At 69.2% G+C, this 13615-nt stretch carries 10 protein-coding genes; 6 read left to right on the forward strand and 4 right to left on the reverse strand.

Translation table 11 applies throughout. The annotated features are described in order from the left end of the window. The first annotated feature begins 33 nt into the window (after positions 1–33). A complete protein-coding gene (locus tag KBY90_RS01625; protein ID WP_254966646.1) occupies positions 34–1050 on the forward strand; it encodes an RpoD/SigA family RNA polymerase sigma factor in 1017 nt (338 codons plus the stop codon). 88 nt (positions 1051–1138) lie between these two features. After that, positions 1139–2806: a cation:proton antiporter gene (locus tag KBY90_RS01630; RefSeq protein ID WP_254966647.1), complete on the forward strand. Its 1668-nt coding sequence runs from the start codon at positions 1139–1141 to the stop codon at positions 2804–2806. On the opposite strand, the gene KBY90_RS01635 is transcribed toward KBY90_RS01630, so the two are convergent. Both KBY90_RS01635 and KBY90_RS01640 read right to left on the reverse strand, forming a co-directional pair. Beyond that, complete coding sequence (locus KBY90_RS01635) at positions 2782–4515, reverse strand: potassium/proton antiporter (RefSeq protein WP_254966648.1); 1734 nt, start codon at positions 4513–4515, stop codon at positions 2782–2784. The two genes, KBY90_RS01630 and KBY90_RS01635, sit on opposite strands and share 25 nt — an antisense overlap. Before the next feature lie 50 nt (positions 4516–4565). Further along, positions 4566–5723, reverse strand: a complete 1158-nt coding sequence (locus KBY90_RS01640; RefSeq protein WP_254966649.1) for an META domain-containing protein — start codon at positions 5721–5723, stop codon at positions 4566–4568. Positions 5724–6028: 305 nt separating this feature from the next. On the opposite strand from KBY90_RS01640, the gene KBY90_RS01645 reads away from it, so the two are divergent. The 3 genes from KBY90_RS01645 (at position 6029) to KBY90_RS01655 (ending at position 10517) form a co-directional block, all read left to right on the forward strand. Next, on the forward strand, positions 6029–7840 hold the full coding sequence (locus KBY90_RS01645; RefSeq protein ID WP_254966650.1) for a hypothetical protein: 1812 nt from the start codon (positions 6029–6031) through the stop codon (positions 7838–7840). 431 nt (positions 7841–8271) lie between these two features. Next, positions 8272–9453 (forward strand): 8-oxo-dGTP diphosphatase MutT, encoded by a 1182-nt coding sequence (gene mutT, locus KBY90_RS01650; protein WP_254966651.1) that lies wholly within the window; start codon positions 8272–8274, stop codon positions 9451–9453. Further along, positions 9453–10517: a carbohydrate kinase gene (locus tag KBY90_RS01655; RefSeq protein WP_254966652.1), complete on the forward strand. Its 1065-nt coding sequence runs from the start codon at positions 9453–9455 to the stop codon at positions 10515–10517. Before mutT ends, KBY90_RS01655 begins: the two co-directional genes overlap by 1 nt. Positions 10518–10557: 40 nt before the next feature. Here the strand turns inward: KBY90_RS01655 and tsaE are convergent, their stop codons facing one another. Next, the gene (gene tsaE / locus KBY90_RS01660) at positions 10558–11064 is read right to left on the reverse strand and encodes a tRNA (adenosine(37)-N6)-threonylcarbamoyltransferase complex ATPase subunit type 1 TsaE (RefSeq protein ID WP_254966654.1); all 507 of its coding nucleotides are present in this window, start codon (positions 11062–11064) and stop codon (positions 10558–10560) included. Between the two features lie 133 nt (positions 11065–11197). Between tsaE and ahcY the strand changes: the two genes are divergently transcribed. Further along, the gene (gene ahcY / locus KBY90_RS01665; protein ID WP_254966655.1) at positions 11198–12628 is read left to right on the forward strand and encodes an adenosylhomocysteinase; all 1431 of its coding nucleotides are present in this window, start codon (positions 11198–11200) and stop codon (positions 12626–12628) included. A 498-nt stretch (positions 12629–13126) separates the two neighbouring features. Here ahcY and KBY90_RS01670 read toward each other — a convergent pair whose 3' ends face one another. Further along, complete coding sequence (locus KBY90_RS01670) at positions 13127–13525, reverse strand: single-stranded DNA-binding protein (RefSeq protein ID WP_254966656.1); 399 nt, start codon at positions 13523–13525, stop codon at positions 13127–13129. Between the last annotated feature and the right edge of the window lie 90 nt (positions 13526–13615).

Here is a 13615-nt window from a genome sequence, read left to right on the forward strand (position 1 = left end):
GAAACGAGCATGTTTCGTAACTCTGCGAACGCCATGGCCCCTCTCTCCATCACCGCTCCCGCTGCCGCCGGTGATCTCTCGCAGCTGGGCGGCGGCGACCTGGTGCGCAGCTACCTGCGGGACATCGGCCGTGTGCCGCTGCTGACGCACGAGCAGGAGATCACGCTGGGGCGTCAGGTGCAGGAGCTGATGGCGCTGGAGGAACTGGAGCAGGAGCTGACGCTGCGCGCCGGCGGCAGCAGGCCGAGCCAGGCGGAGCTGGCGGCGGCGGCGGGCCTGAGCGCGCCGCTGCTGAAGAAGCGTCTGCAGGCGGGCCGCCGGGCCAAGGAGCGGATGGTGGCGGCGAACCTGCGGCTGGTGGTGAGCGTGGCGAAGAAGTACACCAAGCGGAACATGGAGCTGCTGGACCTGATCCAGGAGGGAACGATCGGGCTGGTGCGGGGTGTGGAGAAGTTCGATCCGACGCGGGGCTACAAGTTCTCGACGTATGCGTACTGGTGGATCCGGCAGGGGATCACGCGGGCGATCGCGGAGAAGAGCCGCACGATCCGGCTGCCGATCCACATCACCGAGACGCTGAACAAGCTGAAGAAGGGGCAGCGGGAGCTGAGCCAGACGCTGGGCCGCACGCCGACGGTGACGGAGCTGGCGGAGTTCGTGGAGCTTCCGGAGGAGGAGGTGAAGGAGCTGCTGTGCCGTGCGCGGCAGCCGGTGAGCCTGGAGACGAAGGTGGGGGACGGGGAGGACACGGAGCTGCTGGAGCTGCTGGCTGGGGATGAGGAGCTGCCGGAGGAGCGGGTGGACGGGGAGTGCCTGAAGGGAGACCTGCGGGCGCTGCTGGAGCAGCTGCCGGAGCTGCAGGGTCGGGTGCTGAAGATGCGCTACGGCATCCCCGGCCCCGATCTGGCCGAAGGCGATGAGCCCATGAGCCTCACCGGCATCGGCCGCATCCTCGGCATCAGCCGCGATCGGGTGCGCAACATCGAGCGCGATGCCCTGGCGCGGCTGCGTCAGCTGGGCCAGGCGGTGGAGGCCTACGTGGCCAGCTGAGGGGCGCCTGCCCGGCTGGAGCTGCGCTTAGCTGAGGGGCCGGCCGGCGCCCGGATGCCGGTCGGAGCTTCCGTGCCTCCCCCAGCCGATGATCTTCAGCAGCGTCTTCCATGAGCTCGCCGCCATCCTGCTGCTGGCGGGGGTGATCGGCGTGCTGGCCCTGAAGCTGCGCCAGCCCCTGATCATCGGCTACATCCTCACCGGCATCCTCGTGGGCCCGGCCGCGCTGGGCTGGGTGTCCGGCGGCAGCGAGCTGAAGCTGCTCTCGAGCATCGGCATCTCGGTGCTGCTGTTCGTGGTGGGTCTGAAGCTCGACGTGGGCCTGATCCGCTCGGTGGGTCCGGTGGCGCTGGCCACCGGCCTGGGCCAGATCGTGTTCACCTCGCTGTTCGGCTTCCTGATCGCCCTGGCCCTGGGCTACGGGCCCGTGCCGGCGATCTACATCGCCGTGTGCCTCACCTTCTCCAGCACGATCATCATCGTCAAGCTGCTCTCCGACAAGCGCGAGATCGACTCGCTGCACGGGCGGATCGCCGTGGGCTTCCTGGTGGTGCAGGACATCGCCGTGATCCTGGCGATGATCCTGCTCAGCTCCTTCACCACCCAGGGCGACGGCGGCATCGCCGCCCAGGCGATCCGGCTGCTGCTGGTGGGCAGCGCCTTCGTGCTCGGCACCGCCGCCACGATGCGCTGGGTGATGCCGCCGCTGCTGGGGCGCCTGGCCCAGAACCAGGAGCTGCTGGTGCTGTTCGCCGTGGGCTGGGCCGTGGGCCTGGCCGCCCTGGCCGACGCGGTGGAGTTCAGCAAGGAGGTGGGCGCCTTCCTGGGTGGTGTGTCGATCGCCTCCACCGCCTACCGCGAGGCGATCGCCTCCCGGCTCACCGGCCTGCGCGATTTCCTGCTGCTGTTCTTCTTCATCGATCTGGGCTCCGGCCTCAACCTCTCGGCCGCGGGCCTGCAGTTCGGACCCGCCCTGGTGCTGTCGCTGTTCGTGCTGGTGGGCAACCCGCTGATCGTGGTGGCGATCATGGGCTGGATGGGCTACCGGCGCCGCACCGGCCTGCTGGCGGGCCTCACCGTGGCCCAGATCTCGGAGTTCTCGCTGATCCTGGCGGCCCTGGGGCTGCAGCTGGGCCAGCTCGGCGAGGCCGAGGTGAGCCTGATCACCCTGGTGGGGGTGATCACCATCGCTCTCTCCACCTACATGATCCTGGGCTCCGATCAGCTCTACCGCTGGCTGCGGGGGCCGCTGCGGCTGTTCGAGCGGCGCAACCCCTTCAGCGAGATCGCCGGCAGTTCCTCCGGCCCGGCGCGGGTGGACGTGATCCTGCTGGGGCTGGGCCGTTTCGGCGGCGCCATCCACCGCCAGCTCAGGCCCCACAACCTCTCGATCCTCGGCATCGACTTCGATCCCCAGGCCCTGCGCCTGGCCGCCGCCCAGGGGTTGCCGGTGCAGTACGGGGATTCGGAGGATCCCGAGTTCACCTCCTCGCTGCCCCTGTCCTCGGCCACGGTGGTGGTGAGCACGCTGCCCTCCCTGGAGGCCAACACGGCCATTCACCACGGCCTGCAGACGGCCGGCTTCCGTGGCCACTTCATCGCCACCGCCCACGACGAGGCGGAGGTGGCCAAGCTCGAGTTCCTCGGCGCCCAGCGCACGCTGCTGCCCTTCCTGGACGCGGCCGAGCGGGCCGCCGAGCTGATCGTGGAGGACCTGGTGGATCTGCGGGCTCAGCTGGGAACGCGAGCCGCCTGATCCCGGCAATCCCGCTCCGCCGAACCAGGGGTGATCACCCGCACCGCGTCGGCTTCGCAGCCCTGGCGGATCACGAGCGGACCGAAGCGGCCGGGTGCTCCGGCTTGCTCGTGCTCCAGCAGATGATCAAGGGTGTGGGCGGCGGCGGCCGCTGCCAGCGGTTCGGCCAGAGCGAAGAACCGCTTCAGCTGCCCCAGGGTGGTGTATCCGGGGAACACCAGTTCCAGGTCCTCCGGCAACGGCAGCTCCTTCGCCTCCGGGCTGAACAGGCGGTCGATCAGCGGCTTCACGTGGCTGCGCAGGGCCACGAACACATGGTCGCCGGGTTCCAGGGCCGTGGCGCCGCGGGGGATCACCACCTGGCGGCGGCGCACCACCAGGGTCACCACCATGCCGTCCGGCCGGGCCAGCTCCCGCAGCCTCAGCCCCGCCGCCGGCGCCCCCGGGCGCACGGTGTAGTCGACGATCTCGCCATCCACATGGCGCAGGGCATTGATCTCCACCGACAACGGCGGCGCTGGATCGGCCGGCCGTCCGAGCCGCAGCCGGCGCGCCACCGCGGGCAGCGACCAGCCCTGGCTGACGGCCGAGATCAGCACCACGAAGAACACGGCGTTGAAGATCACGTGGCTGCCGGAGACGCCGGCCATCAGCGGGAAGGTGGCCAGGGTGATCGGCACCGCTCCCTTCAGCCCCACCCAGGAGAGCAGGGTGAGCTCGCGGGCGTCGTAGCGGAACGGGCTGGCCGCCACCAGCACGGCCACCGGCCGGGCCACCAGGATCAGCACCAGGGCGATCAGCAGGCCCTCCCAGGCCACGGCCGCCAGACGGCTGGGGAAGCTCAGCAGCCCCAGCATCACGAACAGCACGATCTGTCCGAGCCAGGCGGCGGCGTCGTGAAACAGGAAGATCCCCCGGCGCCACACGATCGGGCTGCTGCCCAGCACGATCCCGGCGAGATACACCGCCAGAAAGCCGCTGCCGCCCAGCACCGCCGCCAGGCCGAAGGCCAGCAGCCCGAAGGCCAGGGCCAGCAGGGGGTAGAGGCCGGGGTAGTCGAGATTGATCCGGTTCACGGCCAGGCCGGCCAGCCGGCCCACGCCCACCCCCACCAGGGCGCCCACGCCGAACTGGGTGAGGAACAGCAGCGCCAGATCAGCCCCGGAGCCGGCCTGGCCGTTGATCAGGCCGATCAGACCGATGGTGAGGAAGATCGCCATCGGATCGTTGGAGCCGCTCTCCACCTCGAGGGTTGAGGTGAGCCGCTCCGGCAGGCGCAGACCACTGGTGCGCAGCACCGAGAACACCGCCGCCGCGTCGGTGGAGCCGACGATGCTGCCCAGCAGCAGGCCCTGCAGCAGCGGCATGCCCAGGATCCAGGCCGCCGCCAGGCCGGTGATCACGGAGGTGAGCAGCACCCCCACGGTGGAGAGCGCCAGGGCCTGCTTCCACACCCGCCGCACGCAGTCGAGGGAGGTGCGCAGGCCGCCGTCGAAGAGGATCAGGGCGAGGGCGGCGCTGCCCAGGCTGTTGGCCAGGGGGTAGTTCTCGAAGGGGATGCGGCCGATGCCCTCCGAGCCCGCGAGCATGCCCACGGCCAGGAACAGCACCAGCACGGGCATGCCCAGCCGGGCCGAGAACTTGCTGGAGGCGATGCCGATCAGCAGCAGCACCCCGGCCAGCAGCATCGCCGTGTTGATCCCGTCCATGCTCCGGCGCCGCTGCGGACCGGCACGATCGTGCCATCAGGCGCCGGATTTCAGGAGCCGGCGGCCGGCTCGGCGCTGGCTGGAGTGCTGCTGGCCCGGTAGCGCAGCAGCGTGCTGCCGCCGGCATCGAGCAGGAACAGCTCGCCGGCTTCGATGCGCCAGCCGCGCACCTGCTCCAGGGCGCGCAGGACGTTCATCTCGAAGGCCATCACCGGCTCGCCGCAGGCCATCCGGGTGCTGGCCAGCGGCGAGAAGCGCAGGGCCTTGCCGTCGAGGCTGAAGCCGCCCATCAGCCGGTTGCAGCCGCCGCTGCCGCTCACCCGGTCGCTGCCCGTGTCGAACAGCAGCTCCACCGGCCGCCCGCCGGCCGGCGGGCGCTCCTGCCGGCCCTGCCGGCTGAGGCTGTCCAGCCGCCAGCTGGTGCCCCGCAGCGGCAGCTGCTGGCCGCCGGGGCAGGCGGTCTGGTCGGCGTGCAGGTTCACCAGGCGCTCCACCACCAGGGTGCGCACCGGTGGCTGGCCACCCTCCATCGACGGCCGGGTGGTGATCAGGCCCTCCAGATTCACCAGCCGCGGCGCCCCGGCGGCCCGGGTCTGCAGGTAGGCGCGCTCCAGCTTCAGATAGTCGGCGTCCATCGCCACCGGCAGGGTGCGGCCCGTGGCGCAGAGCTGGATGCTGGGGGCGTCGGCCATGTAGCGGAACAGCCCCGCCAGGTGCAGGCGCGGGTCGATGGGGGCGGGCTGGCTGAGACGCGCCAACCGGTCGTTGTGGCGGGAGCGGACCGGCCGGCCCTCCAGGTCGAGCTTGCGCAGCTGGCGGCCCCTGCGCAGCGGTTTCAGGAACACCGGCGCCTCACGGCCGCCCCGCAGCACCAGCCGGCGGCCATCGGCGTCCAGCTGCCAGCGGCCGATGTCGTCGAAGCCGCGCTCCGGGTCGCGGTTCAGGTACGTCTGGCGCAGCTGGTAGGTGCCGTCGGCCTCCAGATCCACGTGCCAGCGGACCGGGCCCGAAGCCCCCGGGATGTCGCCCACCCAGCTGGCCGGCAGCGGCCCCAGCGCCTTCGGCGCCGGCTTCGCCTTCTCCGCCCGGGCCGGCATCGCCGCGCCGAGCAGCAGCAGGCCCAGGGCCAGCCCGGTGGGGAGGGCCGCGTGGCGGCTGCGGTGGACGCGGGCGGCCCGGGGGCGATGGCGTGGGGTCTGCAGGGGCATGGGCGGGAGTGGCTGCGAGCGGGGGGCGGAGGCAGGGCCTGGGCCGGACGCCCGCCAGGAATCACCAGGGGTCGTCCTCTTGCGCAGTGTTGACACGGAAGCCGGATTCAGCAACCCGGGTGCCGCCCCGCGTGCACGGCCGAGGTCTGGGATGCCATGGCGGCCGGTTGGCCCCCTGTTGAAGCCAATGGGGTGATCAACAGTGCTGTGACTCGATGTAACGGCTTGACATGTCACTCGGTTATCCCGCTGTTGCTCCATCGATGGTTGCTTCTAGGCTTGGGTCAGCGTCGGAGAGTTGAGAGATGGCCAAGCAGCTCAAGGGTGGATTTGTGGATCTGGGTATTGCCGAGCCAGGCCGCTCCCGGCATGAGTGGCGCAATCAAGGTGCCTTTGCGGCGATCAAGAATGATGGCTCAATCGTTGTCTGGGGTCGTTCTCAAGATGGCGGATCGTTTGTTCCTGTAATTCGCAATCTGAAGGCACCTGCTGTCGATGTCTTTTCCAATCGGCATAGTTTTGCAGCCTTGCTTGACAATGGCTCAGTCGTGACATGGGGCGAGGATCCCAAGGGTGGCAACAGCAGCGCTGTTCGCTCCAGGCTTCAAGATGGTGTGATCCGCGTATTTTCAACCCGCCGCGCCTTTGCCGCCCTCAAGGATGACGGGTCGGTGGTGACATGGGGAAAACCTGACGAGGGTGGAGACAGCACACTTGTTGCCAGCCAGTTGCGTGGTGGGGTCAAGACCATTTTTACAACGTCGACATCCATGGCTGCACTCAAGCGAGGTGGACGGGTGGTGACGTGGGGGCTGTCAACGATTGACCCGCGCAGCGAGAAACTTGGTGGGCCTATTGATACGGGTGAGCCGAGAGGTGGAGACAGCTCCAAGGTGGCTGATCTGATCCGCTCAGGAGTCACGGAAATCTATTCAACTCGTTATGCTTTTGCGGCGCTGAAGCGCCGGGGGAGGCTCGTGACATGGGGCGACTCTCTGCGAGGGGGAGACAGCTCGGATGTTGCCAGCAAGCTCGCAAGAGGTGTTCAATCAGTTACCTCGACTGGATACGCATTTGCTGCCTTGAAAAAGTCTGGTTCGGTTGTGACATGGGGCTGGGAAAACCGTGGTGGGGATAGCTCGAGTGTGGCCGATCAGCTTTCGGGCAAAGTGGAAAGCGTTTTTTCTGCCCGCTATGCCTTTGCAGCGCTTCGCAGAGATGGATCTGTGGTCACCTGGGGTGACGCGCGGCAAGGCGGAGACAGTTCCAGGGTGCGAGATCGTCTGCGATCTGGAGTTGCAACTGTCTTTTCAAATCGCTATGCCTTTGCAGCCCTCAAGGAGAATGGCTCAGTCGTCACATGGGGGAACCCGTCCAGCGGTGGCAACAGTTCTGCTGTCAAGCAGGACCTGCGGAGCGGTGTCGAGTCTCTTTATTCAACACGAAACGCCTTTGCTGCGCTCAAAGAGGATGGATCGGTGGTTTCCTGGGGCCAGTCGGAGTATGGAGGCGATTCTCGGAGGGTTCGGCGCTTGCTTCAGGATGATGTTGTTGATATCTATACAACTGGTTACGCCTTTGCGGCCTTGAAGGCCGATGGCTCCGTCGTCACCTGGGGCAGCAACGAGCGTGGTGGCGACAGCCGTGATGTCGCCCGATCACTTCGCGCTAATGTCGCGACAATTTCCAATCCCTATCGGCTTGAGTTCAGTCAAGAGCGCTCGCTTGGCCGCTCTCGAGTTGACCAACTCACCGGCCGATCCGGCGGATCGGACACATTCACATTGGAGAGTCCCCGGAAGAGCACGATTGATGGTTTTGATGTCATCACAAACTTCGAGCCGCGCGATCGTATTGCAATTGGCGATCAAACATTTGCTGCAACCATTGATCGCTATGCAGGCAGGGCCAAGCGCCTGAATGCGAGCCAGGTCGATCGGGCCTTGGCTGGGCCTGGGTTTCTTCCCGGTCAGGTGGCGGCCATCCGGGTCGATGGCTTTGATGGTGCGTTTGTCGTCATCAACAACAACAGATCTGGATTTCAGCCATCGCAGGACACCATGTTTCTGCTGAGCGGCTATCGCGTTGACGCCATGAATCCCGTGGTGATCGTTTGAGTAGCACCCAGGTTTGAGCAGGATTCCAGGGGACAGGACACACACCTGCGGACGCTTGTGGCCCCGGCCCTGCGGGCCGGGCTTGCGTCCCGCAGGAACCACCGCCATCCCTGCTGTGTTCAGCCAGGCCCACAAACAGGCCCACAAAACCCGACCTTTCCAGCCGAGACCAAGGGGGCCTATGCAGCGCTTCCACAGAGTCCAAGCGCCGCTTCTCGTGGCGGCAACTCTCGCCCGGGGTCTTCCAGCAAAAAGCCCCTGAAGGATCAGCTTCGGGCGGGCGAACGGCTTGGCTCCATCGGTTGCCGGGGTCGGTCACTGGGCGTTCTGGAGTCCGCAGACTGCTGAGCCCCTCTTCGTTCGTTCCAGCTGCTGTGCAGTCACCCCGGTCCATCCCCGGCCTGCAGGGGCCGGTTGCCGAGGCTCCAGCCATGGGCCAGCAGCTTCTGGACTGGTGGCAGGTTCAGGGCAGGCGCGGCAGTGACCAGAAGCCATGGATGGTCACCTCGGATGGCCGCTGGCCGGAGCCGGGCGAACCGCTGGATCCCTTTCCCATCTGGGTGGCCGAGGTGATGCTGCAGCAGACCCAGCTGCAGGTGGTGTTGCCCTACTGGCAGCGCTGGATGGCCGCCTTCCCCAGCCTCGAGGCCCTGGCGGCGGCCGAGGCCCACGACGTGCTGCTGCTCTGGCAGGGCCTGGGCTATTACTCCCGGGCCCGGCGTCTGCAGCAGGGGGCGCGGCAGCTGCTGGAGATCCGGCAAGCCTCCGCAGGGTCCGCCGCGGACCCCAGCGCCGATCCCTGGTCCCGCACCCTGGAGGGCTGGCAGACGCTGCCGGGGATCGGCCGCAGCACCGCCGGCAGCATCCTCTCGTCCGCGTTTGATCTGCCCTTCGCGATCCTCGACGGCAACGTGAAGCGGGTGCTGGCACGGCTGATCGCCTGCCCGCGGCCGCCGGCGCGGCAGCTCAGGGGGTTCTGGCAGCTGAGTGAGCTGCTGCTCGATCCGCGGCGGCCCCGGGCCTTCAACCAGGCGCTGATGGACCTGGGCGCCACCGTCTGCACGCCCCGCAACCCCAGCTGCGGCGCCTGTCCCTGGCAGGGGCACTGCGCTGCCTACGCTGCCGGCCACCCCGCCGCCTACCCCGTGAAGGACGCCCCGCGCGAGCTGCCGTTCCAGGTGATCGGTGTGGGGGTGGTCTTGAACGCGGCCGGCGAGGTGCTGATCGACCAGCGGCTCAACGAGGGCCTGCTGGGCGGCCTGTGGGAGTTTCCCGGCGGCAAGCAGGAGCCCGGTGAGCCGATCGCCGCCACGATCGTGCGCGAGCTGCGCGAGGAGCTGGCGATCGAGGCGGCGGTGGATGAGGAGCTGATCACCCTCGAGCATGCCTACAGCCACAGGAAGCTGCGCTTCGTGGTGCATCTCTGCCGCTGGCTTTCTGGCGAGCCCCGGCCGCTGGCGTCCCAGCAGGTGCGCTGGGTGCGGCCCGAGCAGCTGGCCGACTATCCCTTCCCGGCCGCCAATGCCCGCATCATCGCGGCGCTGCAGCAGCGGCTGGGTGCTGACGCCGGCGGCGCCTTGCCTCAGCCTGAGGAGAACCGCCCGGCCGCCTGATGGCTCCACTGCGCTCCGCTCCGCCGCGGGTGCTCTGCCTCGGGGAGGCGCTGGTGGACCGCCTCGGCCCACCCGGTGGTGACCCGGCGAGCGACGGCCCCTGTGACGACCGCCTCGGCGGCGCCCCCGCCAACGTGGCCTGCGCCCTGGCGCGGCTCGGCACGCCCAGTGCCTTTCTGGGCCGGCTGGGCGGCGATGCCATCGGCGCCGGCTTCCGCCAGCTCTTCGCGGAGCGCGGCGTGAACACCGCCGCCCTGCAGCTGGACCCCCGGCGGCCGAGCCGGATCGTGCTGGTGCGGCGCGATGCCAGTGGCGAGCGGCAATTCGGCGGCTTCGCGGGTGCCGATCTGGCTGCGGTGCGTGCTGGTGAGGGTTTCGCGGACCAGGCGCTCGCTGCCGGCGAGCTGGCGGCCGCACTCGGGCCCCTGCTGGCGGCGGCGCGCTGGCTGCTGGTGGGCACGATCCCCCTCGCTTCGCCCGCCGCGGCGGCAGCCCTGCAGCTGGCGTGCCGGCAGGCCGCGGCGGCCGGCGTGCCCCTGGCCCTGGATGTGAACTGGCGGCCCACCTTCTGGGATCCCGCCGCCGACCCCGCCGCCGGTCCCGGCCCGGCTGAACGCGCCGCCATGGAGCCGCTGCTGCTCCAGGCGGCGCTGATCAAGTGCGCCCGCGAAGAGGCCGAGTGGCTGTTCGGCAGCGGCGATCCGGCCGTCGCGAGCGCCGCCCTGCCGCAGCGGCCGGCCGTCCTGGTGAGCGATGGCGCGGCGCCGCTGCGCTGGTGGCTGGGCGGGGCGGCCGGGGAATTGCCGGCCTTCCGCGTGCCGGTGGTGGACACCACCGGGGCCGGCGATGCCCTCACGGCCGGCCTGCTGCACGGGCTGGTGGCCGAGCCCCGGCTGCTCGCCCCCGGCAGCGCGGACATGGCCTCGGCGGCGGGCCGGGACGGTGCGGTGCGTGAGCTGATGCGCGTCGCCAGTGCCTGCGGGGCCCTGGTGTGCCAGGGGGCCGGGGCCATCGATCCCCAGCCCACGGCGGCCCAGGTGGCCGCCTTTCTGGCGGCGCACTGAAGGGCGCGCCTCAAAGGCCGCGACTCAGAGCGGGGCCCCCCTAAGCGGGCCGGGGGTTGGTGATCCGGGCGGTGCGGCCGGCCTCCGGATCGGCCCCGTCGGCCAGCTCCAGCGCCACCAGCCAGGCGCCTGCGGGCGTGCTGCTCAGCCGCTCGGGCCACTCCACCGCCAGCAGGGCGCCGAGGCCGAGGGCCTCCTCCTCCTCCTGGGCCAGCAGCTCATCGGCGCCGGCGGGCTGGTCCAGCCGGTAGAGATCGATGTGCACCAGCGCCGTTGGGCTGCCGTCGGCCAGCACCCCGGCGTAGTGCTGGGCCAGGGCGAAGGTGGGGCTGGTGATCGGCTCGGCGATGCCCAGGCCCTCGGCCACTCCCTGCACCAGGGAGGTCTTGCCGGCGCCGAGATCCCCCCGCAGCAGCAGGATCGGCGGCGAAACCGCGGCGCTGCCGGGGGGTGCATCGCCTGCGGCGGCCAGCCACAGGCGGGCCAGCTCCACGCCCAGGGCGCGGGTGGCGGCGGCATCGGCCAGGAACACGCTGCGGGTGTGCATCCCGGTAGATTGCCCCCACGCGAGCCCGAAGCCTCGGCGACTCCGCAGAACTTTCAACCCCCACTCCTCGGCGCCGGCCTGTCCTGCCACGGCCTGCCCCGCCCAGGACCTCACCGTTCCCGGAGACCATTCCATGGTGGCGACCCCCGCCGCAGCGCCTGCCCTGCAGAGCACCAGTTCCTATGTGATCGCCGATCTCGGCCTGGCCGACTGGGGCCGCAAGGAGATCGCCATCGCCGAAACCGAGATGCCCGGCCTGATGGCCCTGCGGGCGAAGTACGGCGCTGAGCAGCCCCTCAGGGGTGCCCGCATCGCGGGTTCGCTGCACATGACGATCCAGACCGCCGTTCTGATCGAAACCCTGGTGAACCTCGGTGCCGAGGTGCGCTGGGCCAGCTGCAACATCTTCTCCACCCAGGACCACGCCGCCGCCGCCATCGCAGCGGCCGGCATTCCCGTGTTCGCCTACAAGGGCGAGAGCCTCGACGAGTACTGGGCCTTCACCCATCGCATCCTCGAGTGGGGCGATGGCGGCACCCCCAACATGATCCTCGACGACGGTGGCGATGCCACCGGTCTGGTGATGCTGGGCACCAGGGCCGAGAGCGATCCCTCGGTGCTCGACAACCCCTCCAACGAGGAGGAGACGGCGCTGTTCAACAGCATCCGTCAGAAGCTGGCGGCCCAGCCCGGCTTCTACTCGCGCATCAAGGCGGCGATCCAGGGCGTCACCGAGGAAACCACCACCGGTGTGGCCCGTCTCTATCAGATGCAGAAGGCCGGTGAGCTGCCCTTCCCGGCGATCAACGTCAACGACTCGGTCACCAAGAGCAAGTTCGACAACCTCTACGGCTGCCGCGAATCGCTGGTGGACAGCATCAAGCGCGCCACCGACGTGATGGTGGCCGGCAAGGTGGCCCTGGTGCTGGGCTACGGCGACGTGGGCAAGGGTTCGGCCCAGTCGCTGCGCGGCCTCGGCGCCACCGTGATGATCGCCGAGATCGATCCGATCTGCGCCCTGCAGGCCGCCATGGAGGGCTACCGCGTGGTGCGCCTCGACGATGTGGTGCGCGATGTCGACATCTTCGTGACCGCCACCGGCAATTTCCGGGTCATCCGCCACGAGCACCTGATCCAGATGAAGGATCAGGCGATCGTGTGCAACATCGGTCACTTCGACAACGAGATCGATGTGGCCTCGCTGAAGCAGTACCCCTGGGACACCATCAAGCCCCAGGTGGACCACATCACCCTGCCCTCCGGCAACAAGATCATCCTGCTGGCCGAGGGCCGTCTGGTGAACCTGGGCTGCGCCACCGGTCACCCCAGCTTCGTGATGAGCAACTCCTTCACCAACCAGGTGCTGGCCCAGATCGAGCTGTTCACCAAGGGCGATCAGTACGAGAAGCAGGTGTACGTGCTGCCCAAGCACCTCGATGAGATGGTGGCGCGCCTCCACCTCGAGAAGATCGGCGCCAGGCTCACCGAGCTCACCCCCGAGCAGGCCGCCTACATCAACGTTCCCGTAGAGGGCCCCTACAAGCTCGAGCACTACCGCTACTGAGGTGCCGACCCCTGGTCTGCCCGCGTCGGGCGGCCCCGGCCTGCGGCCGGACGCCGCCCTCATGCGGGCCGACCCGGCGGGCTGAGCGAGAGGGTTGGGGGGCTGGTTGAGTTTGGGGTCTGGGGGAGTCCTTGCCCTGGGCAGGCCTTTCTCATGCCTGGCCGAGCACTCAGGGCTCAGCGCCGGAAGTGCAGACCCAATGGATGACGCCCTCGCCAGTGAGAATTGGCGAGGGCGTTTTGCTGGCGAGGGCAACTGAGGTGCCGGAGCTCCGGTTCGGGGTTCTCCGTTGAGCACAGGCTGTTGAGGACAGCTGTGACCCCGGGCCTGTGGGTGCAGCACCGGGCGCTTGGCGACCGGCTCTGGCACAGGGCACTGGCGCCGGCACCGGCCTGGCAGCCAACCCAACTCCCGGCTCGCCGAGGGACGTCGATGGGCTGAGCCGGCCGTCGCGCCAGCGCTGCCGGCGACCCCATCGACGCCCTACGGTGCGGGTGCTCAGAAGGGCACTTCCTCCTCGCTGGGCTCCCCGCCACCGAAGCCGCCGCCACCGAAGCCGCCGCCGGCCATGGCCTCGCTGTCGCGCTTTGATCCGAGTAGCTCGAGCCGGTCCACGCGGATCACAGGCTTGGTGCGCTCCTCGCCGCTGCTGCGGTCGGTCCAGCGGTCGAGCTTGAAGCTGCCGATGATGCCGAGCAGCGACCCCTTGCGCACATAGTCGGCCGCCACCTGGGCCTGCTTGCCCCAGATCTCGAGGTTGAACCAGTCGGGCTCGTCGTCGCGGCTGCGGCGGTTCACCGCCAGGGTGAGGTTGGCCACCATGCTGCCGGATTCGAAGTAGCGCACCTCGGGATCGCGGCCGGCCCGGCCCACCAGGGTGATGGAGTTGACGCCCATGGCGTGTGTCCTCGTTCGTAGGGATCAATGATGGGGCAACCGGGGCCGGCGGTCGGTCCACGGCGCCACCGTTCAACCAGTGCCACCGTC

Source organism: Cyanobium sp. CH-040, from assembly GCF_024346135.1.
GTDB lineage: Bacteria > Cyanobacteriota > Cyanobacteriia > PCC-6307 > Cyanobiaceae > NIES-981.